Origin of the sequence: Micromonospora sp. NPDC050187 (assembly GCF_044459745.1) — a bacterium.
GTDB lineage: Bacteria > Actinomycetota > Actinomycetes > Mycobacteriales > Micromonosporaceae > Micromonospora.
This window is the reverse complement of record NZ_JBITJH010000010.1, coordinates 41,134-62,782: the sequence shown is the minus strand read 5'-3', so window position 1 is coordinate 62,782 and position 21,649 is coordinate 41,134. Positions and strand designations below refer to the sequence as shown.

Annotated in this window: 13 protein-coding genes; 7 read left to right on the top strand and 6 right to left on the bottom strand. The window is 73.5% G+C overall.

The features are described 5' to 3' along the window. The first annotated feature begins 59 nt into the window (after positions 1–59). Positions 60–4,910, top strand: a complete 4,851-nt coding sequence (locus ACIBJE_RS17550) for a pentapeptide repeat-containing protein (protein WP_396749387.1) — start codon at positions 60–62, stop codon at positions 4,908–4,910. Here ACIBJE_RS17550 and ACIBJE_RS17545 read toward each other — a convergent pair. The 4 genes from ACIBJE_RS17545 to ACIBJE_RS17530 are packed head-to-tail and all read right to left on the bottom strand — an operon-like array spanning position 4,875 to position 12,858. Beyond that, positions 4,875–9,563, bottom strand: a complete 4,689-nt coding sequence (locus ACIBJE_RS17545; protein WP_396749385.1) for an SAV_2336 N-terminal domain-related protein — start codon at positions 9,561–9,563, stop codon at positions 4,875–4,877. The two genes, ACIBJE_RS17550 and ACIBJE_RS17545, sit on opposite strands and share 36 nt — an antisense overlap. Then, a complete protein-coding gene (locus ACIBJE_RS17540) occupies positions 9,560–10,636 on the bottom strand; it encodes an AAA family ATPase (RefSeq protein ID WP_396749383.1) in 1,077 nt (358 codons plus the stop codon). Before ACIBJE_RS17540 ends, ACIBJE_RS17545 begins: the two co-directional genes overlap by 4 nt. Continuing rightward, positions 10,629–12,509 carry a trypsin-like peptidase domain-containing protein gene (locus tag ACIBJE_RS17535; RefSeq protein WP_396749381.1) on the bottom strand — a complete coding sequence of 627 codons (1,881 nt, stop codon included), beginning with the start codon at positions 12,507–12,509 and terminating at the stop codon, positions 10,629–10,631. Before ACIBJE_RS17535 ends, ACIBJE_RS17540 begins: the two co-directional genes overlap by 8 nt. Before the next feature lie 4 nt (positions 12,510–12,513). Then, positions 12,514–12,858 (bottom strand): CU044_2847 family protein, encoded by a 345-nt coding sequence (locus tag ACIBJE_RS17530; RefSeq protein WP_396749379.1) that lies wholly within the window; start codon positions 12,856–12,858, stop codon positions 12,514–12,516. A 377-nt stretch (positions 12,859–13,235) separates the two neighbouring features. On the opposite strand from ACIBJE_RS17530, the gene ACIBJE_RS17525 reads away from it, so the two are divergent. The 5 genes from ACIBJE_RS17525 to ACIBJE_RS17505 all read left to right on the top strand — a co-directional run bounded on the left by ACIBJE_RS17525 (position 13,236) and on the right by ACIBJE_RS17505 (position 17,740). Then, positions 13,236–14,282, top strand: a complete 1,047-nt coding sequence (locus ACIBJE_RS17525; protein ID WP_396749377.1) for a FecCD family ABC transporter permease — start codon at positions 13,236–13,238, stop codon at positions 14,280–14,282. Continuing rightward, the gene (locus ACIBJE_RS17520; RefSeq protein WP_396749375.1) at positions 14,279–15,364 is read left to right on the top strand and encodes a FecCD family ABC transporter permease; all 1,086 of its coding nucleotides are present in this window, start codon (positions 14,279–14,281) and stop codon (positions 15,362–15,364) included. Before ACIBJE_RS17525 ends, ACIBJE_RS17520 begins: the two co-directional genes overlap by 4 nt. A gap of 59 nt (positions 15,365–15,423) precedes the next feature. Further along, positions 15,424–16,305: an ABC transporter ATP-binding protein gene (locus ACIBJE_RS17515; protein ID WP_396749373.1), complete on the top strand. Its 882-nt coding sequence runs from the start codon at positions 15,424–15,426 to the stop codon at positions 16,303–16,305. Next, on the top strand, positions 16,305–17,249 hold the full coding sequence (locus ACIBJE_RS17510) for an ABC transporter substrate-binding protein (RefSeq protein WP_396749371.1): 945 nt from the start codon (positions 16,305–16,307) through the stop codon (positions 17,247–17,249). The genes ACIBJE_RS17515 and ACIBJE_RS17510 overlap by 1 nt, the downstream gene beginning before the upstream one ends. A 137-nt stretch (positions 17,250–17,386) precedes the next feature. Next, entirely contained in the window at positions 17,387–17,740 is a 354-nt protein-coding gene (locus ACIBJE_RS17505; RefSeq protein WP_396749369.1) for a hypothetical protein, read from the top strand. A 69-nt stretch (positions 17,741–17,809) separates the two neighbouring features. On the opposite strand, the gene ACIBJE_RS17500 is transcribed toward ACIBJE_RS17505, so the two are convergent. Both ACIBJE_RS17500 and ACIBJE_RS17495 read right to left on the bottom strand, forming a co-directional pair. Next, positions 17,810–18,553 carry a MerR family transcriptional regulator gene (locus tag ACIBJE_RS17500; protein ID WP_396749367.1) on the bottom strand — a complete coding sequence of 248 codons (744 nt, stop codon included), beginning with the start codon at positions 18,551–18,553 and terminating at the stop codon, positions 17,810–17,812. After that, on the bottom strand, positions 18,550–19,794 hold the full coding sequence (locus ACIBJE_RS17495; RefSeq protein ID WP_396749365.1) for an MFS transporter: 1,245 nt from the start codon (positions 19,792–19,794) through the stop codon (positions 18,550–18,552). Before ACIBJE_RS17495 ends, ACIBJE_RS17500 begins: the two co-directional genes overlap by 4 nt. A gap of 240 nt (positions 19,795–20,034) precedes the next feature. Between ACIBJE_RS17495 and ACIBJE_RS17490 the strand changes: the two genes are divergently transcribed. Beyond that, positions 20,035–21,597, top strand: coding sequence for a polysaccharide lyase family 1 protein (locus tag ACIBJE_RS17490; protein ID WP_396749363.1), 1,563 nt, complete (start codon positions 20,035–20,037; stop codon positions 21,595–21,597). Positions 21,598–21,649 lie beyond the last annotated feature (52 nt).

The following is a 21,649-nucleotide window of genomic DNA, read 5'->3' as shown; positions in this document are numbered from 1 at the left end:
GCGGCTCCGGGAAGACTCCTGGAAGTGGGGGGGCACCGGTTTACACCACGTCGCCGATCATGATCCTGCACTGCCGGGACTTCCTGGCCACGATGCGTTCCCCGCAGGCCGGAACGCGGACTCCACACGAGATGACCACCGCCCTGCTCCGCCGTCTGGAAATTTCGGGCGCGACCCGCCCCCCGGACCTGGTGATGATCGCCGGCAATCTCGCCGAACGCGCGACCTCCGCGGAATACGAAATCGCGCACCAGATCCTGGGGGCCCTGCGGGACGCACTCGGAATCGATCACCGAAGAATCGTGCTGGTTCCGGGCAGCAGCGACGTCAACCGCCTCAAGTGCCACGCCTACTTCCTCCAGTGCGCCGCCGACGAGGAACAGCCGACGCCGCCGTACTGGGAGAAGTGGCAGCCCTTCGCCACGATGATCCGCCGGTTCCACGGCACGGAACTGCCCCGGGACCAGCCCTGGACCCTCACCGAATATCCCGACCTGGGCGTCGTCGTCGCCGGATTCAACTCCACGATGGCCCAGACCCACCTGCCGCACGACGAGTACGGCCACCTGGGCGCGGAGCAGATCGACTGGTTCGCCGACCACCTGTCGGTGCCCGCCCGGCGCGACTGGCTGCGGATCGGCGTGCTGCACCACCGGCCGGACGGTGCGGAGGGCGCCACCGGTCGGCTCTCCGACGCCGACCGGTTCGTCGACGCGCTCGGCGCGCACCTGGACCTGGTGGTGCACGGTCAGCCGGACGAGCCCGCCACGGCCTTCCTGCGCCCGGGTGGCGTACCGGTGATCGGCGGTGGGAGCGGTGCCTGGCAACTCGTCGAGGCGCATCCGGATCACCTACGGGTGCACGCGCTGCCGCGCGGTCCGCACCCGGCCGGCACCACCCCGCCGGTCCCGCTGCCGTATCCGCCCCCGCGCCGGCCGGCGCTCCGCCCCCACCACCCGGAGCCACCGGCGGCGCTGCGCCGGCTCGCGGACCAGGTCGCCGAGGTGTGCCGCCTGCGCCACCCCGAGGCCGACGTCACCCTGGTCCGGCAGCCGGGCTCGACGCGGGTCGCCTACCTGCGCATCTCGCCGGACTCCGCGCACGGCGACCGGGGCCCGTCGGAGCAGCACCCGATCGGCGTGTGCGCCGGCGCCCCGACCCGGGACGACGTCGGATGGTTCGCCGACGTGCTGGCCCGGTTCCGCGTCGGCAGCGCGGGCCGGACGGCCAGCCTCGTGCACGTCGGCGCGGTGACGGAGCAGCAGCTCCGCGAGTGGGCCCGGGGGCGGGGCGTCGCCCTCGTCGCCTTCGCCGACTTCCAGCTCGGGCCCGACCTCGACCGGTTCACCGAGCGCCAGGCCGCCGTGCTGGACAGCGATCCCGTGTATCCCTCCGCCGGGTACGTCCCACAGCGTTACACGGAGTTCCTGCCCGGAGTACCGGCACCGTCCGAGGCACCGCCGTCCACGGATCTCCTCGCGTGGCTGCGCGACTGGGTCGACGCGCCGCGTGGGCGGCTGGTGGTGGTGCTGGGGACGTTCGGGCACGGCAAGACCTTCCTCCTGCGTGAGCTGGCCCGTCGGATGCGCGACGACGGTTGCCGGACGGTGCCGGTGCTGATCGACCTGCGCGGCTTCGAGAAGGCGTACAGCCTGGACGAACTCGTCGCCGTCCAGCTCTCCCGGCACGGCCAGCGGCAGATCGACCTCGACGCGTTCCGGTACCTGCGACGCGAGGGTCGGGTGGCGCTGCTCTTCGACGGCTTCGACGAGCTGGCCACCCGGGTCAGCTACGACCGTGCCACCAACCACCTGGACACCATCGTGCAGGCCGCCGAGGAACGGGCCAAGGTCATCGTCACCAGCCGGGACCAGCACTTCCTCACCGATGCCGACGTGCTCTCCGCGCTCGGGGCCCAACTCGGCGCCGACCGGCGGGTCGTCCGACTGGCCGACTTCGACGACGACCAGATCCTCACCTTCCTCACCCACCAGCTGCGCGACCCGGTCAGCGCCCGAAACCGCCTCGACCTGCTCCGCGACGTCAAGGACCTGCTGGGGCTGTCGCGCAACCCGCGCATGCTCGGGTTCATCACCGAGCTGGGTGAGGAGCCGCTACACGTCGCGAGCGATGCCGGGAACCGGATCACCGCCGCCGACCTCTACCGGCAGGTCCTCGGCCGTTGGTTGGCCTACGAGACCGGTCGGCTGGGTCGGCTCGGTCCGCTCGCTCCCAGTGAGGCGGACCTGTGGGAGGCCGTCACCCATCTGGCGCTGCGGTTGTGGGACTCCCCCGACGACAGCCTCAGCCTGGACGACCTCGGCGCCGCCGCCGCCACGCTGTCCCAGCTCACCGCCACCGCGGTCGGGGAGACAGCCGCCCTGGAACCGCAGGAGAGCGCCCACCTGCTCGGTTCCAGCACCCTGCTGGTCCGGTACGGCGAGCGACGCTTCACCTTCGTCCACCACTCGGTACGCGAGTGGCTGATCGCCAACTACCTCGCCGGTCAGCTGACCGCCGGCGGTGGTGCCGCCCCCGGCCTGGTCGGACGGTTCATGCCCCCGCTCATGATCGATTTTCTGGTCGGTCTGGCCGGCCCCGACGTCATGCGCGGCTGGGCGGAGCAGACCCTGGCCGGCAGGTCCACCGCGCGGGGAGTGGGACGCAACGCGGTGGAGGTCCTCCGGCATCTACGGGTGGCCTCCTCGTCGCCGCTGCACATGCCCGGCTTCGACCTGCGCGGGGAGGACTTCTCCGCCCGCTTCCTGGCGGGCGCCGACCTCACCGGGGCGGACCTGACCGGCGCCCGGCTGGTCGGTGCCAACCTGACCGGGGCCAACCTGACCGAGGCCAACCTCACCGGAGCCCGCCTGGACCGGGCCGCGCTGCGCGACGCCGACCTGACCGAGGCCGACCTGACCGGCGCGCGGCTGCTCGGCACGGACCTCACCGGCGCGGTGTTCACCAACGCGCGGCTGCGTCGGGCCGCTCTGGTGGCGGCGACCGGGGCCGGCGGCGAGGCGCTGCACGGCGTCGACACGCTCGGTGCCGCGCTGCCCGACGACGCCGCCGCCGAACCGCAGATCGCGTCGTCCGCCGTCGTGCACGCGGTCGCGGTGGCCTTCGGGGTACGACTGCTGGCCGGTGGTGGTGAGGACGGCGTCATCCGGGTGTGGGACGCCGGCAACGGGGCCCCACTTCGGGTGCTGACCGGGCACACCGGGACGGTGCGGGCCGTCGCCTACCCGCCCGACGGCCGGCACCTGGCCAGCGCGGGCGACGACGAGACCATCCGCATCTGGGACACCACCACCGGCCGCACCGTCCACACCCTCACCGGACACACCGGCCGGATCCGCACCATCGCCTACAGCCCACACGGCCGGCACCTGGCCAGCGCCGGCGACGACGAGACCATCCGCATCTGGGACACCACCACCGGCCGCACCGTCCACACCCTCACCGGACACACCGGCACCATCCACGCGGTCGGGTACGCGCCGTCCGGCGACCGGATCGCCAGCGCCAGTGACGACCGGCGCGTCCACGTGTGGGACCTGACCGCCCGTGCCATCGCGCACACCATGACCGGCCACACCGGCTGGATCCGCACCCTCGCCTTCTCCCCCGACGGGCGGCGGCTGGTCAGTGCCGGCGACGACGGCACCATCCGGGTCTGGGACGGCGGCACCGGCCAGGCGCTGCACACCCTCACCGGCCACGCCGGCACCGTCCACACCGTGGCCTACTACCAGGACGGTCGGCAGTTGGCCAGCGCGGGCGACGACGAGACCGTCCGGGTCTGGGACACCGCCGACGGCAGGCTGTCGCGCACGCTCCGGGGCGGCGGCGGTGACTCCCGGGCGCTGTGCTTCCCGCCCCGGGAGGGCGACGCGTGGATGGCGGTCGGATCGGGCGACGGCGCCGTACGGATCTGGAGCCCGGTGGTCGGCGACCAGCCCCGCGTACTGTCCGAGCCCGGCGGCCCCGACGCCGCCGTGACCGCCCTCGCCGTCACCACCGACGGCCGCTACCTCGCCTGCGCCGCCCACGACGGCGGCATCCGGGTCTGGAACCCGGCCACGGCGGAACTCGAGGTGACCCTGACCGGGCACATCGGGGCGGTGCGCGCGATCGCCTTCGAGCCCGGTGGACGGCATCTGGCCAGCGCCGGGATCGACGGCACGATCCGGATGTGGGACGTCGCCGGCCACGGTCCGGTCCGTGCCCTCGCCGGGCGGTACGGTGGAGTCACCACCATCGCCTTCTCGCCGGACGGGCACTACCTGGCCAGCGCCGGCACGGACGGCACCGTCCGGGTGTGGCATCTCGCCACCGGCCGGCGGCAGGTCATGGCCGGGCACGCCAACACCGTCCGGGCGATCGCCTTCTCCCCCGACGGACGCCACCTGGCGAGCGCGGACGAGGACGGAACGATCCGGATCCGGGGCGTCGACGCCGCCGCGCCGCCGCGCGCCCTCTCCGGACACGACGGTGCGGTCACCGCCATCGCGTTCTCCCCGGACGGATACCACCTGGCCAGCGCCGGTGCCGACGGCGTCATCCGGATCTGGGCCACCGCCACCGGCCGACTCACCCACACGATCACCGGCCACGCCGGCTGGATCTGCGCGCTGGCCTACACCCCGGACGGCCGTCACCTGGCCACTGCCGGCGGCGATCGGGCCGTCCGGTTCTGGGACACCACCCGCGCGGGGCCGCACGCGGTACTCGTACCGCTGGCCGCCGGCGGCTCGGCGGTCCTGCTCGACGACCAGCGGTACGTCCTGGCGGGGCAGCCGCACGGCGAGTACTGGTACGCCATCGGCATGTGCCGGTTCGAGCCGGGCGAACTCGACCCGTACGTCCCGGCGCTACGACCGGTCGCCGCCGGTGGGCGGCTCTGGTGAGCCGGCGGCCCCCCGCTGATCCGGACCACCCGCACCGACCCGGTCGAGGTGGTCCCGGACCCGGCGGGCAGCGGACCGGACCTCCACGGGCAGGGCCGGATCGGCCAGCACCGCCCGCGCCCACCGGCGGGCGGTGCCGTGCCCGGCCAGGTCGCACAGGAACTCCACCAGCAGCGGGGACAGCTCCCGGCGCAGCAGCCCGCGCGCCCGACCGGCGGGGTGTTCCGGATCCAGGTGGTCGGCGATCTCCCGGGCGACCAGCCACTCCAGGACCGAGTGGTCGACGAAGTGGAAGCGGTACGCCGCATCGCGTACCAGCAGCGTGCCGGCGCCCAGCAGCCGTGCGGTCTCCCGGCGACCGGACGTCCCGTCACCCCGGGCGGCCCCGAGCCGGGTCAGGATGTCGGCCGCCGCGCCGAGCGCGTCCGCGCCGAGGGCCGGCTCCCCGGATTCCCACAGCCGTCGGGCCAGGTACGTCGCCGCGCGCTCCAGGTCCTCGACGGGTGGCAGGCCGACGCCGTCGTCGACGCCGGCACGCCGACGTTCCCCGTCGAGCCACTCGCTGATCAGCCGCCGGTAGAGGTCCGCCACGGTGACCCGGCCGCCACCGGAGGCGGCGGCGCGCAGCCGCTGCTCGTCGATGTCGGCGATGAAGGCGAGCATTCGTGGGTTGCGGGCCATCCCCAGCAGGCCGCCGACCCGCCCCAGCAGTTCCAGCCGGACCCGCGCCCGCTCCGGGCCGCCGAGCCGCCGGGCGAGGAAGTCGCTCATCCGCTCCCGGTCCAGGCCGACGAGGCGGACCCAGCGAACCGCCGCGTCGGTCGGGTCCCCGGTGGCGTACGGGCCGAGCGCGTCGGCGAGCAGGTCGGCGTCCCGACCCACCAGGACGACCTTGCTGCGGCCGGGCCAGATCCGCGCGCCGGCCTCCCAGCCGGCCACCCAGTCCCGCAGCTTGTCGTGGGCGGTACGGGCCGCGAAGTCGTCGAGCCCGTCGCACAACAGCACGACGCGCCCCTCGTGCAGCAGGTACCGGCTCAGGTCCAGGTCCACCCGACGTACGCCGCCCCGAGCCAGGTTGATCGCCATCAGTTCAGCCAGGCCGACCCGCAGGTCCAGGCTCCGCAGGTCCACCAGGATCGGCACGACCGGGTCATGGTCGGCGTACAACCGACGTGCCAACTCCCGGAGCAGGAACGTCTTGCCGCTTCCCGAGTCGCCCCACACCGCGATCATCTGCCCCTCGGGGGCGGCGAGCCAGTGACGGAGGCGGGCCAGCAGGTCGGGCGCGGGCTCGACCGCCGCCCGAGCCGGCGGGGCCGATCCGGTGACGGGGTCGAACAGGACGTACGGCTGCGGGACGTACCAGGTGGCCGGGAACGCCGTGTCGGCGGCGAGCCACGCCGCCCGACCCTCGGCGTACCCGAGCACGTCGTCGCCGAGTTCGAAGTCGGCGAAGGTGACCAGCCGGACTCCCTGGCCGAGGGCCTGTTCCCGGAGTCCGGGGTCGGTCGGCGCCGAGCGGCAGATCAGCGTGGCGTCCCGGTGCGGACCCGCCGGCCGGACCACGTCGTCCAGGAACCGCCGCACGGTCTCCGCGCGCGGCTCGCCGTCGAACACACCGATCCGGTACGGAGCGGAGAGGTGGTCGCCGGCCGGCGAGACCACCAGGTAGCCGGCCACGGGCGCGTCGCGGGACGCACCCGGCCACCGGTGCTCCGCGACGAGGGCACCCGGTGTGCGGGACCGGTACGCCCGGGCCACCCGGGCCACCAGGTCGGTTCGGGTTCCGTCGGTCAGGTCGTCGACGTCGCCGCCCGGCGCACCGGTGTCCGGATCACCGGGCTCGGATGGCCACCAGTGGTCGCCGAAGGCGTGCGAGGCGGCCGGCGCGCCCGTCCGGCCCGGCCGTTCGCCGTCGCCGCGCGGCAGCACGCGCAGCGTTCCCGGCCGGAGGTCGACCAGCTGGTAGCGGTACCCGCCGGCCGTCCCCGCCCGGTCCGCGTCCGGTGGCGTGGAGGCGTCCGCGTCGGGCAGACCGACCGCCGGCACCCCGGTCAGGCCGATCTCGCGTACGCCGCCCCGGTGGCCGTGCAACACCACGTCGAGTTGAGGAGCGAGCAGGCGGGTGAGCGCGCCGGTGTCGCGCAGTCCCGAGTCGTCCGCACCGTCGGTCGGGTCGTGGTGCAGGACGCCGACGCGCAGCCAGCCCCGACGTTCGTAGTCGCGCAGCCGGTCGGCGAACCACCGCAGCTGGGCGTCACCGAGCCGGCCGAACCGCTCGCCGGGCAGGTGGCTCACGGACATGGTGGAGTTCAGTACGGCGACCACCGTGCGCGCGGCGGGGAGCGGGAGCAGCTGCCACGGCTGGTGCGGCTGGAACGCCGTCGCGCCGGGCAGGCGGGCGGTCAGCTCCGCGAACGGTTCCCACTTCGGCCAGTACGGCGGGACCGGCTCCGCACCGTCGGCCGCCCGGTCCAGGAAGTGTGCCCGGCACCGGCCCTCGTTGACGTCGGACAGACCGGGGACGACGACCATCCGGCCGGTGGGCAGGCCCAGCCGCGTCCGCACGTCCTCCAGCAGTCGGTACGCCACCTGGTACTCCGCCGGGGTGGCCCGCCGGGTCAGGCCGGCGGTGACGACGACCAGGTCCGGTTTCATCCGGTCCCGGCGGCACGTGGCCACGAGGTCGTCGAGCAGTGGGCCGAACCGTCCCGACGCGGCCCCGGAATCGCCCGCGCCGCCCGGCGCGTCCGGGTCGTCCACGTGGGCACCAGCCGGGTCGCCACCAGCCGGACCGTCTGCCCTGTTCGGCGTCGACCCGGTCAGGTGCAGGATCGTCAGGCGGCCGAGGGCTGCCGCCGCCGGACCGGGCCGCGTCCGCCGCGCCGGGACACCCGTCGACGGCCCCGGGCCGCCCGCCGGCTCCGCGTCACCGGCTGGGCCCGTACGCCCGGCCAGCCTGCGCAGCACCTCGGCGCGGATCTGCGCGAACGGCTGACGCAGCGCCGGGACCGTCAGGCCACCCACCGGCGCGGACACCACCGCGGTGAACGACGCTCCGGTCCGTTCCAGGTGCCGCTCCACGAAACCGGAAACGTCGGCGAGCACCCGGCCCGCCTCCGCCCGGTGCAGCGTGCCCAGCAGCACCTGACGTACGCCCGGATGGAACTCGAAGTGCTGCTCGTCGTCCGCCGCGCCGCCCGACGACACCGGGGTGAGCAGCCCGCCGTACAGCACCTCAGCCAGGTGGGACGGGCGGGCCCGGGGCACCATCGCGGCCTGCACGAGGCGGATCACCGCGAGGTTGAGCGGCACCGCCGCCGACAGGTACCGGGCGAGGTGGTACGCCGGGACCGAGGCTCCGGCCCGGAACTCCCGTACCCGCCGCTCCGCAGAGGGCTCGGCCGGCGGCTGCGCTGCCTCGCTCGGATCCGCGCCACCCGCCGGACCGCCGGTGACCGACACACCGGCGGGTGTCGCGATCGCGTCGATGCCGCCGACCGTCCGGCCGGCGACCAGGTTCGCCCAGGGGCGTAGCCAGCGCGGGTCGAGTTCCAGGACCGGCACCGGCCCGCTGCCTTCCGGCAGGTCGCGCCGCCGCCAGGCGGAGGTGAACCCGTACGCCGCGCTCGGCGCGCCGGCACGCGGGGCTGACAGCCGGCCGGGTACGGGATCGAGACCGGTACGGGACCACAGCCGCTCCGGCAACGGCTGGAGGACCGCCACGGGAGCGCGGCGGGCCCAGTGCCCCAGCACCCGGGACATCTCACCGTCGTGCCAGGGGCGGCTGACGCAGTCGCTGAGCAGCAGGACGAGGTGGTCACCGGTCAGGTCGGTCAGACCCGCTGGTGAGCGCGGTACGACGGTCGGGCCCGATCCGCCGGGCCGGGCGCGCGGGGTGACACCCATGGTCCCGTCGGGACGCAGGCCCAGGTGCACCACCCGGATCGTCCGGAACGCCCCGAGCCGTTCCAGCAGAGTCCGGACCTCGTGCCCCAGCCGCGCCCAGACCCCGTCGACGGAGCTGCGGTCCAGCACGAGGGTGAGGTGCAGCCAGCGGTCCGTCGCCGGCTGCCAGACCGGCGTCCACAGCCGACGCTCGGCGATCTGGCACGCGGTGGCCACCTCGTCGAGGGTGGCGCGGTGGCCGGACCGGACGCGCCGCTTCAGCGGGCGCAGCGCGCGCAGGACCTGTCCACCTTCCGGCAGCGCGCTGGCGGTGGGCACCGACAGGGGCCAGCCGGGCACCGCCGCCACGCTCGGCCCGCCGTCGGCATCCCCGCCCCCCGGGACGGCGGCGGGGGTGCCGGGCACCGGCGATGCCGGTCCGTCCGCCCCCTGCCGGGCCGGGTCACCCGACGCTCCGGTCACCCGGTCGGCCGGCTGCGGGTTCTCGCCGGTGGGCACCGGCAGGCGCAGGTCGACCTGCTCCCGGTCGGCCGGACGAGACGCCGGCCCCGGCACGGAGTCCGCCGCACCGGATTCGGGGTTCTGCGTGGACCCACCGGTGGAGGCGTCGACGGCCGGGGCCGACATCCGCCCGGTCACGTCCACCCGCAGGGCGAGCCAGATCGCCTCGGCGAGTTCGGCAGGGGTCAACCGAACGCCGGCGGCGTCGAGGACGGCGAGCAGGCGGTCGATCCGTGCGGTCACCCCGGACCGCTCAGCTCTCGCAGGACCACGTCGACCAGTTCGTCCCGGTCGGGCCGGCCGTCGCCGCTGGCCCGGTGAAGCAGGTACACCGCGTTGAGCAGCTGGTCCGTGGCCAGCTGCCCCTGTTCGCGGCGGGCCAGGAAGTCCTCGACGAGGTCAGCCGCCTCGGCGAGGGCGGCGTCTCCCAGGTGCGCCCGGACGATCGCGGCGATCCGCCGCTCGTCCGGCTGGGCCAGGTCCAGCTGGACGCAACGGCGCAGGAAGGCCGGCGGGAACTCGCGCTCCCCGTTGCTGGTCAGGACGATGAACGGAAACTCGTGACAGCGGACCCGCCCGTCGTTCACGGTCACCGGACCGCCGTTGTCCGCCGGGCGCACCCGCACCTGCGGGACGAGGTCCGCGATCCGTTGCAGTTCCGGGATGGCGTACTCACCCTCCTCGAACACGTCGAGGAGCTCGTTGGGCAGGTCGATGTCGCTCTTGTCGATCTCGTCGACGAGCAGCACGCGGGGCGACGCGTACGGGGCGAGGGCGGTGCCGAGCGGCCCCAGCCGGAGGAACCTGCCGATGTCGACCGGACCCCACCGACCCGGTTCGCTCCCGCTGCCGCTCGCGGCGTCCGGCTCCGGGATGGCCGGGGCGGTTCCGGAGGTCGACAGACCGGCCTGGCGGGCGTTGGCCTCCTCGATGCGTCCGACCGCGTCGTACTGGTAGAGGCCCGAGGTCAGGGTGGAGCGGCTGGTGATCGACCACCGCAGCACCGGGCCGAGCCGCAGCTCGTGCGCCACGGCATAGGCCAGGGTGGACTTGCCCGTGCCGGGATGACCGGTCACCAGCAGTGGACGACGCAGGTGGAGCGCGACGTTGACCAGTCTGACCGTGTCCTCGTCGGCCTGGTAGGGCACTGTCCTGGTCCGGTACGGGAGTTTGCGGCCCACCGGCGCGTCGCGGTCCAGCGGGGTCAGCGGCTCCCCGTCGAACACCCGCCACGGTGGGGGTTCCGCCCGCCGCAGGATCCGGTCGTCGTCGCGGTCGGCGACCCCGGTGCCTCGATAGATGAGGAACTCACCCAATGGACCGCTCCCCCGTCGGTGGCGCCATCCGTGGCCGCGGAAGCCGGCGGCCCGGGTCGTCCCACAACAGGACGACGTCGTGTCCGCACTCGGGATGCCCGTCGGCGCCGGCCCGGTTGCGCAGTCGCATGACCCGCTCCGGGACGTCCTCCCGGCCGGCCTTGCCGAACTCGGCCACGACCGCTTCGGCGAGACGGCTGCCCGGGCAGTCCCGATGCGAGACCTCGGGCTGCCCGGTGCACCCGCGTCGACGCCACACCATGATCGGAATGCCACAGTGGAGCCCGACCTCGAGCGCCGCGCGTGCGGGCGCCTCCTGCGGTGAGCACGGCAGCACGAGCGCGCCCAGCGTGGGTTCGAGCTGGAACCAGGCGTGCAGGGCCCGGTGTCCCCGCCGTTCCGCGCAGGCGACCGGGGTGAGCACCGCGCCGACGTCCTGGCCGTCGAGCGCCTTCCAGCGTCGCCGCCAGGCACCGAGGCGGTCGTCGTCCTCGTCGAACCGCTCCAGCTCACGGACCACCACGGGGTTCGTCTGCCCGATCACCGACCAGGGGTTACGGTCCGGGGCCTCCAGCCAGTGGTCGACGTCCTCGTCGAGAAGGTGGTGCGGAAGCACGAGTTCGATCCTGGGACGTGGCCCGTCGTCGGGTCCGCCACGGGCCAGTTCCGGCAGCCGGGCCCGCAGGTGCCGGCGCAGCTCGTCCAGCGACCGGTCCGGGTCGTCCGTGGCGATCGGCGTGATGTCGTCGCCGTCGTCGTAGCGCCACAGTTCGCAGCGGTAGCGCCGCCGGTCCTGGCCCGCCGGGCGTACGTACACCAGCACCGACGGCGTCCGGGAGGTCCCCGTGTCCGGGACATCGGCCCGCCCGTCGGCCAACCGGGTGGCCGCCTCGTCCCGGTCCCGGGGAAACTGGGGGGACATCCGTGCCCACACCCGCAACGACTCGGCGATGGACTGGTCGGCGACGACGAAGGACAGGTCGATCGCGTACGCCAGCACGTGCGGGAAGCCGTCCTCGGCCGGTAGCAGCCCGGCCAGCTCGCTGATCACGTCGCCGTGGTCGTGCAGGGGGTGCCGGGGCGGCACCGCCAGCTCGCCGGCCACCGCCCGGTAGGCCGTCAGGTGCTGTTCGTGGTCGGCCGCCGGCAGCCCCGCGAGTATCGCGCGCAGCTCCCGCTCGGCCCGGCGGCTGACCGGCCCCGCCGCACCCGCGAGGTCGTCCGCCAGTCCGGTCCAGCGCCGGTTGCGTCGGTGGTAGGCGTCGTGCTCCCGGCGCAGACGCCGGTACGGGGCCGGTTCCATGATCTCCCGGAGGGCCCGCACCGGGACGGCGACGCCGCCCGAGGGCTGTCCCGACCGCCGGGTCGCCTTGGTGATGCCGCACACGCCACCGGTCTCCGCGTTCAGGACCGGCGCGCCGGACATCCCCGGCGCCACCTCGTCCCCGGTCAGCCGGATCATGTCCTCGTAGTCGCCGCCGTGGGCGAACCACCCCGAGGTCCGGCCGACCTGCGGACCGTACGTCCGGGCGTGTCCGACGACGACGAGCCGGGCCGACATGGCCGGCAGATGGTCGTCCAGCCACACCGCCGGGTGGCCGCCGGACGGCACGGCCACCTCGACGACCGCCAGGTCCGGGTACGGTGCGATGCCGCGACCGTTCAGCGTGGAGGCCCAGCGGACGGTGCCCGGCAGGGCGGCGTCCCGCCACTGCACGGTGACAGGGTCGCCGGTCGCGCCGGCCACATGGGCACAGGTGGCCACCAGTCCGGGGCCGACGAAGAAGCCGCTCCCCTCACCGCGCCCGGAAACCAGCACCAGGCAGCCCTTCAGCAACGTGGTCAGCTGGTCGGTCGGGTCCTGGACGGCCATGCCGTCACCGGGGTTGCGCGGCCGAGGGTTCCGTGCCCGGGTCGTCGTCGTCCGGCCCCCAGCTCATCGTCACCTTGACGGCGGTCTTGCCCCCGAGTCCACCGAGCGCGGCGACCAGGCCGCGCTCCCCGACCGCCAGCTCGACGCCGAGCTCGGCGGTCAGCCGGTCCGGCTTGGCGTGCCGGAGTCCGGCGGTCACCCCGGAACTCACCCACTCGACGATCTCGGCCAGCCCGGGAAGCTGGGCGAACCGCTCGCCGAACCCCACGTCGCGTGATTCCTGGTCCGAGTCCACGGTGACCCACATGGACCGCCCGGAGGGAAGTTGGACCTCGATCAGCTCGCGCACGCGTGCTCCTCCGTCCCGATGCGGTGACTCTTCGTGCAACGGTAGTGCCACCGGGACTCCCGAAGAAGAGCCGATCTCGGATCCGCCCGGTCCGTCCACCAAGGTACGAATGGCCCGCCACGGACTCCGGCATCACGTGCCGACGGCCGTCCGGCGCGACCGGACGTGACCACGGCCCGACTTTTCGCTCCCGCCCCTACGGCCGGCGACGCTCCGTGACCGGCTCGGCCACCACGCCAACGGTGGAGCCGCCCCCCACGTGCTGGACGCGGCTAACCACCCAGGTCAACGGGGGTCGATCGACGACCGCAGGTGAGGCCCACCGGAACCCGCCCGCTACGGTAAGGCGAACCTAATCTCGTGTTCGTGGGAGACCCGTGACCGCCCTCGTCAGCCAGCCGGCCGCCGCCGGCCACCGCAGCGGCGCCCGGAGTGGCCGCCGGTTCGCGGTCGCCCTCGCGGCCGCCGTCGTGCTGCTCGTCGCCGTGCTGGCCAGCTTCGCCCTCGGCAGCCGTCCGCTCACCGTGGACCAGGTGTGGCACGCGCTGGTCTCCCCGGACGGCGGTGAGGCGAGCACCATCGTCCGCGAGCTGCGCATGCCGCGTACCGCTCTCGGTCTCGCCGTCGGCCTGGCGCTCGCAGTGGCCGGGGTGCTCTTCCAGGCCCTCACCCGTAACCCGCTCGCCGAACCCCGGATCCTCGGCATCAGCGCCGGTGCGTCGTTCGGCGTGGTGCTGGCCATCTCCGTGTTCGGGGTCGGCACGCTGGCCGGATACGTGTGGTTCGGGATCGGCGGCGCGGTCCTCGCCGGGTTGCTGGTCCTCGCCGTCGCGGCACGCGCCCGGGAGGGTGCCAGCCCGGTGACCCTCGCGCTGGTCGGCGCGGCCCTCGACGCGAGCCTCGCCTCCGTGGTGTACGCACTGCTCAGCATCGACGCCCGGACCTTCGAGGAGTACCGGTTCTGGGTGGTCGGCGGGCTCGCCGGACGGGACATCTCCGTCGCCGCGCAGGTCCTTCCGTTCGTACTGGCCGGACTGGTGCTGGCGGCCCTGGTCGCCCGTGGTCTGGACGCGCTCGCCCTCGGCGACGATGTGGCCCGTGGCCTGGGCCACCGGATCGGCCTGGTCCGGGTCGGCGGAGGCGCGGCCGGCGTGCTGCTGACCGGGGCCGCCGTCGCAGCCGCCGGGCCGATCGCGTTCGTCGGGCTGGCCGTGCCGCACCTGGCCCGGGCCCTGGTGGGCGCCGACCACCGATGGACCCTCACGGTCTCCGCGCTGCTCGGGCCGGCGTTGCTGCTCGGTGCCGACGTCGTCGGCCGGCTGGTCGCCCCGCCCGGTGAGATACCCGCCGGCATCGTCACCGCGCTGATCGGCGCGCCCCTGCTCGCCGTCCTGGTCCGCCGCGCCCGGTTGGTGACCACATGACCGCTGCTGCCGAGCGCACCGGGCGGGGCTCCGCCGCGCCGGACGACACCTTCACACCACCCGGTCGCTGGCTGCTGCGGGCCGGGCCGGTGGGTGTGCAGGTCCGACGCCGCTCGGTGCTGGTCGCCGTCGCGTTGACCGCGCTGCTGGCGGTCGCCATGGTGCTGAGCCTCTCCATCGGCACCCCGTACGTCGCCACGCCCGACGTCCTGCGGGCGCTCTCCGGCGCCGGCACCCCCTACGACCTGGTCGTCCTGGAGCTGCGGCTGCCCCGGCTCGTGCTGGCCGCGGTGGCCGGCGCGGCGTTCGGGGTGGCCGGCACGCTGATCCAGAGCGTCTCCCGCAATCCCCTCGCGAGCCCGGACGTCATCGGCATCACCCAGGGGGCGGGGCTCGCCGCGACGATCGCCCTGACCGGTGGCGCGGCTGCCGTGCTGGTCGCGCCGGCGGCGCTGACCGGCGGCCTGGTCGCCGCCGCCGTGGTGCTCGCCCTCGGCGCCCGGCACGGACTCGCCGCCCAGCGGTTCGTGCTGGCCGGCGTGGCGATCGCCTTCGCCCTGCGGGCGCTGACCGAGGTGGTCATGCTCACCGCCGACCCGATCGACGGGCTGCGCGCGCAGGTCTGGCTGATCGGTACGCTCGCCGGCAGGGGCTGGACGGAGACCGCCTGGATCGCCGCCACGCTGCTGGTCCTGCTGCCCGTGCTGCTCTGGGCCGGCTGGGCGCTGAACAGCGCCGCGCTGGACGACGACACCGCCCGGGGCATCGGGCTGCGTCCGGTGGCCCGCCGGATCGGGCTCGCCGGCACCGGTGTGCTCTGCGCCGCGATGGTCACCGCCCAGGTCGGCGCGGTCGACTTCGTCGCCCTGGTCGCGCCGCAGGTGGCGCGGCGGCTGGTGCGGGCGGAACGACCACCGCTGCTGTGTTCCGCGCTGTTCGGTGCCCTGCTGCTGGTGCTGGCCGACCTGGCGGCCCGGCGGCTCTTCGCGCCCACCCAACTGCCGGCCGGCGTGCTGACCGCCGCGATCGGCGGCCCCTACCTGCTGTACGTGCTGCTGCGGGGTCCCCGGAGGTCGCGGTGACCACCGCCGGTGACCGGCGTCCCGCCACACCCCCCTGTCGATCCCCACGAGGAGGCGTGATGCTCTCCACCCGCGACCTGGTCGCCGGCTACGACGAGCGGACCGTGCTGGACGGGCTGGACCTGGATCTGCCCGCCAACGCCTTCACGGTCATCGTCGGGCCGAACGCCTGCGGCAAGTCGACCCTGCTGCGGACGATGGCCCGGCTGCTCACGCCACGGCGGGGCACCGTGCTGCTGGACGGTGCCGCCATCCGGGAGGTGCCCACGAGGGAGGTGGCCCGCCGGCTCGGCGTGCTGCCGCAGAGTCCGCTGGTGCCGGAGGGCGTCACCGTGGCCGACCTGGTCGGCCGCGGGCGGCAGCCGTACCAGCGCTGGTGGCGGCAGTGGTCGGAGCAGGACGCCGCCGCGGTGGACCGGGCGATGGCGTTGGCCAACGTCGCCGACCTCGCGGCCCGGCCGGTGGACACCCTCTCCGGTGGTCAGCGGCAACGGGCGTGGATCGCGATGACCCTCGCCCAGGACACCGAGGCGCTGCTGCTGGACGAGCCGACCACCTTCCTCGACCTGGCCCACCAGGTGGAGGTCCTGGACCTGCTGCACCGGCTGCGTGTCGAGCGCGGCCGCACCGTCGTCGCCGTGCTGCACGACCTCAACCAGGCCGCCCGCTACGCCGACCATCTGATCGCGATGCGCTCCGGCGCCGTGGTGGCGGCCGGGCCGCCACGGGAGATCCTCACCGCGGACCTGGTCCGCGAGGTGTTCGGGCTCGACTGCGTGGTCGTGCCCTGCCCGGTGACCGGTGCTCCGCTGGTGGTGCCCGCGCTGACCACTCCCACGCTGGCCGTCGGTGCCAGCACCCCGGCCGCCGGATCGTCCGGCGCCGTGCCTGTCGCCGGCGAGGAGGCCCTCGCCGGCTCGTACCCCTCGGAAGGAACCTGATGCGTCGTCTCGTCGCCGCTCTCGCCGCGACCGCCGCCCTCGGCGTCGGACTCACCGCCTGTGGTGAGAGCGACCCGATCGCCGACACCGCTGGCGGCCAGACCCGGGAGATCACCCATGTCATGGGCACCACCAAGGTCCCGGTCGAGCCCAAGCGGGTCGTCGTCCTCGACACAGACAAGATCGACACCGCGTTGACACTCGGCGTCACACCGGTCGGCGCCGCCACCGCCGGCGAGGCGCGGAGCTGGCCGACCTACTTCGGCGAGGAAAAGCTCGCCGGCATCAAGGAGGTCGGCGTCCTCACCGAACCCGACCTGGAGGCGATCACCGCCCTCAAGCCCGACCTCATCCTCGGCAGCAAGTTCCGCCAGGAGAAGTTCTACGACGAGCTGAGCGCCATCGCGCCGACGGTCTTCACCGAGATGGTCGGCATCACCTGGAAGGAGAACTTCCTCTTCGACGGCGCGGCGCTCGGCAAGGAGCAGCAGGCCAAGGACCTGCTCGCCCAGTACGAGGCACGGGCCGAGAAGTTCGGCACCGACCTCGGTGACGCCGCCACCCGCAAGATCTCCATCGTCCGGTTCATGCCGACCGAGATCCGCGTGTACGGTCCCGACTCGTTCTCTGGCATCGTCATCGGCGACACCGGCCTGGGCCGGCCCGAGCGGCAGCTGCTCACCGGCAAGGAGGACCGGCGGATGGACCGGGTCAGCCCCGAGCGGATCAGCGAGGTCGACGGTGACGTCGTCTTCGTGACGGCGTACGGCGAGAAGGGCACCACCGAGCAGAGCAAGATCACCGGCGGTACGCTCTGGAAGGGCCTGTCGGCCGTCAAGGCCGGCAAGGCGTACGTGGTCTCCGACGAGGTCTGGATGACCGGCATCGGCGTCGGAGCCGCCAACGCGATCCTCGACGACCTCGAGAAGCACCTGGCTGCCTGACCTCGGCCCCACCTACCACCCCGTGGTGGCCCGCCGGCTCCCCGTGCCGGCAGGGCCACCACGGCTGCGTCCCGGGCCCGACCGTCCGGCGCGAATTCCGCTACCGCGGTGACGGCGTGGCTGTCTACCCTCGCGCCATGGCCAGGAGCCGCCAGCGGGAGATCCGCGTCGACGGTGTCGACTACCGATGGGCCGTCCGTCACCTCGACCCCGGCCACGTCGTCGTCCGGGTCTGGCACACGGCGGCCCGGCGGGGCACCCCGTTGGAGGTCCGGGTGGCCTTCGACGACCCGTGGCTCACCTTCGGGCCGATCGTCACCGCACCCCCGGGCCGGGTGGCCGAGGTGTTCACCCTGACCCCGGTCACGCCGCAGCTGGTCGCGGATCTGATCCGGGCGGCACTCGCTGCGGGCTGGCAGGTGGACGACGACGGGCCCCGGCGCTTCCGGCTCACTCGCGACCGGGAACGACTGGAGCCCCTGTCCGGGTAGCAGACCCCCTGCACAGGCACGGACCACGACCACCCGGAACGCGGCAGCTCGGTACGCTCGACCGGCGGGTCACGCGGTGTCGACCGGCCGATGGGTGAAGCGCGCGACGAAGGCACGCTGGGCCTCGTTGAAGGCAGGGTCCTGGTAGGCCGCGAAGAGCGCACCGAGCCGCGACCCCTCGAAGGACGGGAGCCGGCTGTCCTCCAGGTGCCCGAACGTGCGCTGGTAGTCCGCGAAGAGCTGGTCGACATCGGTCGCCGGCGTCTCGGCGTCGAGCGCGCTGAATCGGTTCGCCAGGGAAGTGGTCGCCGGTAGCAGGTCGGGGTGGACGAGCGCGGTGAAGAAGTCCGTCAGAGCCCGTCTGCCGTCCTCGTCGAGAACGTGGTGCATGAGTGTCAACAGGTCCCGGTCCTGTCGCGCGGCGGCCGGTGTCACGCCCGGCTGGCCGCTCGTGACCGCGACAAGCCCGGCCAGTTCCGGTGGTGTGTCGGGGCTCGCCCCCGCCGCGCGGAGCCGGGCGATGACCTCCCGGCGGGCCGTGAGCCGCTCGATCTGCACGGCCAGTTCGCCGTCGAGCTGCTCCAGGACGGAGTCGGCGTGGTCGGTGGAGGCGAGCAGCGGTGGGATCTCGTCGAGCGACAGGCCGAGATCGGTCAGACGGCGGATGCGCAGCAGCAGGATCAGGTCGTGGACGGTGTACTCCCGGTAGCCGTTCGCCCGTCTCCTGGGCTCGGGAAGCACGCCGACCCGGTGGTAGTGCCGCAGGGTGCGGACGCTGACTCCGGCCAGGCGCGCGATCTCACTGCTGCTCATGGTGCTACTTCCTCCGCTTCCAGACTACGCGGCCGGCCGCTGCCGGAGGGCTGCCGTTCCAGGTCGCGCAGTGGCCTCGCCCAGAACGCGACGACGCCGGTGGTGATCCACACGGCGGCGAGGGCGATCGCGGCCGTGCCCGCCCCGGTCGTCTCGGTGAGGATCGCGGCGCCACCCAGGCCCAGGGCGGGCGCGAGGGTGAGGATGGCGTTCTGGGTGCTCAGGACACGGCCCTGCATGCCCTCCGGGATCCGCTCGACCATGAGCACGCCGATCAGGCTGCCGAACAGCCCGTTGCCGAGACCGACCACGGCGGCGGCGGCGAGGAGGACCCAGGGGGCGGCCAGGGACGCCATCGCGGCGAATCCGGCGACGGTGAGGGCGAGGCCGGCGAGGAACCAGGTCCGGCGACGGCCGCGACTTCCGGCTGCGGCATACACTCCCCCGCCCGTCAGGAGGCCGAGCGCGAGCGCGCTGAGCACGAGACCCAGTAGCTCCGGCCGGGCGACCACGGTGAAGTGGACTGGCAGCACCAGGGCCTGGAAACCACTCAACACCAGCACCAGGACCGCGCTGAGGGCGGTGGTCGCCAGGAGGAAGGGTGACCGGGTCAGCGTGTGCCATCCGTTCCGGAAGCCCATCCTTCCGGTTCGAGGGCTGGAAACGGCGGTCGCGCCGACCCCGTGTGGGATGGTCATCGTGACGAGGGCGGCCGCCGTGGACGTCGCCGCGGTGACCCACAGGATCGCCGTACCGTCGATGACCGCGATCATCGCGCCCGCCGCCGCAGGGCCGAGCAGCAGGACCACCGCGCCGAGGGACTCCCGCAGACCCAGCAGCCGCTCGACGCTCATCCCGCCGGCCCGGGTGATCGCCGGGAGCATCGCCTCCCGCGCGGTGAGGCCGGGCACGTCGCCGAACGACCCGACGACGGCGAACAGGACGAACCACCCCAGAGCCAGCCCCACCGTCGAGTCCACCACCGGTAGTGCGGCAACCGACAGGGCGGAGATCAGGTCGGTGAGCACCGACGCCGTCCGCCGGTTGATCCGGTCGATCACCATGCCCATGACCAGGCCCGCGAGCGCCGCCGGCACCGCGGAGGCCACCGCGACGGCCCCGGCGGCCAGGGCGCTTCCGGTGCTCTGCAGGACGATCAGCGGCAGGGCGACTCCGGCGATGGAGTTACCGAGCAACGACAGGACATACGAGGCGAGATACGCCGACGACGTGCGGTTCACTCGGTCATCGGAAACCATGACGTCGCGTCGGGGTCAACCACCGCTCCCGCGGGCCACGCTCCTGCACCCGGGGTGACGCGGGTTCCCCTCGTCCTCTTGCCACATCAACAACCACCTCTTTATCCTCCTGGGAGGAAAGCGCTTTCCAGTAGCACCCGGATCGTCCCATCCGACGTGGCGAGCGCCCACCCACCTGTGCACACCTGCACGCACCGACCACCACGACAAGGCGAGGCGAAAATGAGACGACCAGTCGCACTGCGACTTAGCGCGGCGCTGGCCACGACGGCCGTCGGGGCCGCGATCTGCGTGGCCCTACCGATCCCCCAGGCGTCGGCGGCGACCGGCAGCGCCACCGGGTTCGCGACCCAGAACGGTGGGACCACCGGCGGTACGGGCGGACAGACGGTGCGCGCCACCACGGGCACCGCGATCCACACGGCCCTGTGCACCCGGCCCAGCAGCAGCACCCCGATCATCATCCAGGTCGAGGGAACCATCAACCACGGCAACACCAGCAAGGTGTCGGGCGACAGCTGCAACACCGCCGCCGGCGTGATCGAGCTCAAGCAGATCAGCAACGTCACGATCATCGGGGTCGGCAGCGGTGCCGTCTTCGACCAACTGGGCATCCACATCCGCGACTCCAGCAACATCGTCATCCAGAACGTGACCATCCGGAACGTCAAGAAGTCGGGCTCGCCCACGTCCAACGGCGGGGACGCCATCGGCATGGAGAGCACCGTCCGCAACGTCTGGGTCGACCACGTCACGCTCGAGGCCTCGGGCGGCGAGGACGAGGGCTTCGACGGCCTCTTCGACATGAAGGACAACGTCCAGTACGTGACCCTGTCCTACAGCATCCTGCGCAACTCCGGCCGGGGCGGCCTGGTCGGATCCAGTGAGAGCGACCGCTCGAACGGCTTCATCACGTACCACCACAACCTGTACGAGAACATCGACTCCCGTACGCCCCTGCTGCGGGGTGGCATCGCCCATGTCTACAACAACCACTACGTGAACCTCCACGAGTCCGGCATCAACTCCCGGGCCGGAGCACGCGCCAAGGTGGACAACAACTACTTCAAGGACTCGAAGGACGTCCTGGGCACCTTCTACACCAGTGAACGTGGCTACTGGCAGGTCAGCGGCAACACCTTCGACAACGTGACCTGGTCCAGCCCGGGCACCGACAACTACCCGGCCGGCCCGAACCCGCAGTCCAACACGACCGTCAGCATCCCGTACTCCTACCGGCTCGACGGAGCCAGCTGCGTGCCGGACGTCGTGCGGCAGACGGCCGGCGCCAACAAGGGTCTGCGGGTGTCGGACGGCAACTGCACGCCGCAGACCCCGACGCCGGGGCCGACCAGCCCCACGCCCGGACCGACCAGCCCCACCCCGGGGCCGACCAGCCCCACGCCCGGACCGACCAGCGGGACCAACCTCAGCATCGGTGCCGGCGCCGACGGCTCCAGCAAGGCCAGCGGAACCAGCTACGGCAACGTGCGGGACGGCAGCCTGAGCACCTACTGGTCACCGGCCGGCGCGACCGGTTCCATCTCGATCAAGTGGGGTTCCGCCACCGGGGTCGCCCGGGTCGTCATCCGTGAACCCTCCGGCACCCAGGGCAGCATCGGCTCCTGGCAGCTCGTCAACCACGAGACCGGCGCCGTCCTGGCCAGCGGCAGCGGAGCGGGAACCATCACCTTCCCGGCAGTCTCCCTGACCAAGATCACCTTTAAGATCAACAGTTCGTCCGGCGCCCCGAGGGTCGCCGAGTTCGAGACCTACGCAAGCTGACAGCGCGGTCCGCTGTCCGGCGGGGCCGGTGTCCCCGACCCCGCCGGACAGC

What these genes read in the sequence shown, in the direction of transcription:
- ACIBJE_RS17535 (WP_396749381.1), bottom strand. Translation starts at nt 12,509, where the DNA reads ATGGCCGTCCAGGACCCGACCGACCAGCTGACCACGTTGCTGAAGGGC.
- ACIBJE_RS17550 (WP_396749387.1), top strand. Translation starts at nt 60, where the DNA reads ATGATCCTGCACTGCCGGGACTTCCTGGCCACGATGCGTTCCCCGCAG.
- ACIBJE_RS17505 (WP_396749369.1), top strand. Translation starts at nt 17,387, where the DNA reads ATGGCCAGGAGCCGCCAGCGGGAGATCCGCGTCGACGGTGTCGACTAC.
- ACIBJE_RS17520 (WP_396749375.1), top strand. Translation starts at nt 14,279, where the DNA reads ATGACCGCTGCTGCCGAGCGCACCGGGCGGGGCTCCGCCGCGCCGGAC.
- ACIBJE_RS17510 (WP_396749371.1), top strand. Translation starts at nt 16,305, where the DNA reads ATGCGTCGTCTCGTCGCCGCTCTCGCCGCGACCGCCGCCCTCGGCGTC.
- ACIBJE_RS17490 (WP_396749363.1), top strand. Translation starts at nt 20,035, where the DNA reads ATGAGACGACCAGTCGCACTGCGACTTAGCGCGGCGCTGGCCACGACG.
- ACIBJE_RS17500 (WP_396749367.1), bottom strand. Translation starts at nt 18,553, where the DNA reads ATGAGCAGCAGTGAGATCGCGCGCCTGGCCGGAGTCAGCGTCCGCACC.
- ACIBJE_RS17515 (WP_396749373.1), top strand. Translation starts at nt 15,424, where the DNA reads ATGCTCTCCACCCGCGACCTGGTCGCCGGCTACGACGAGCGGACCGTG.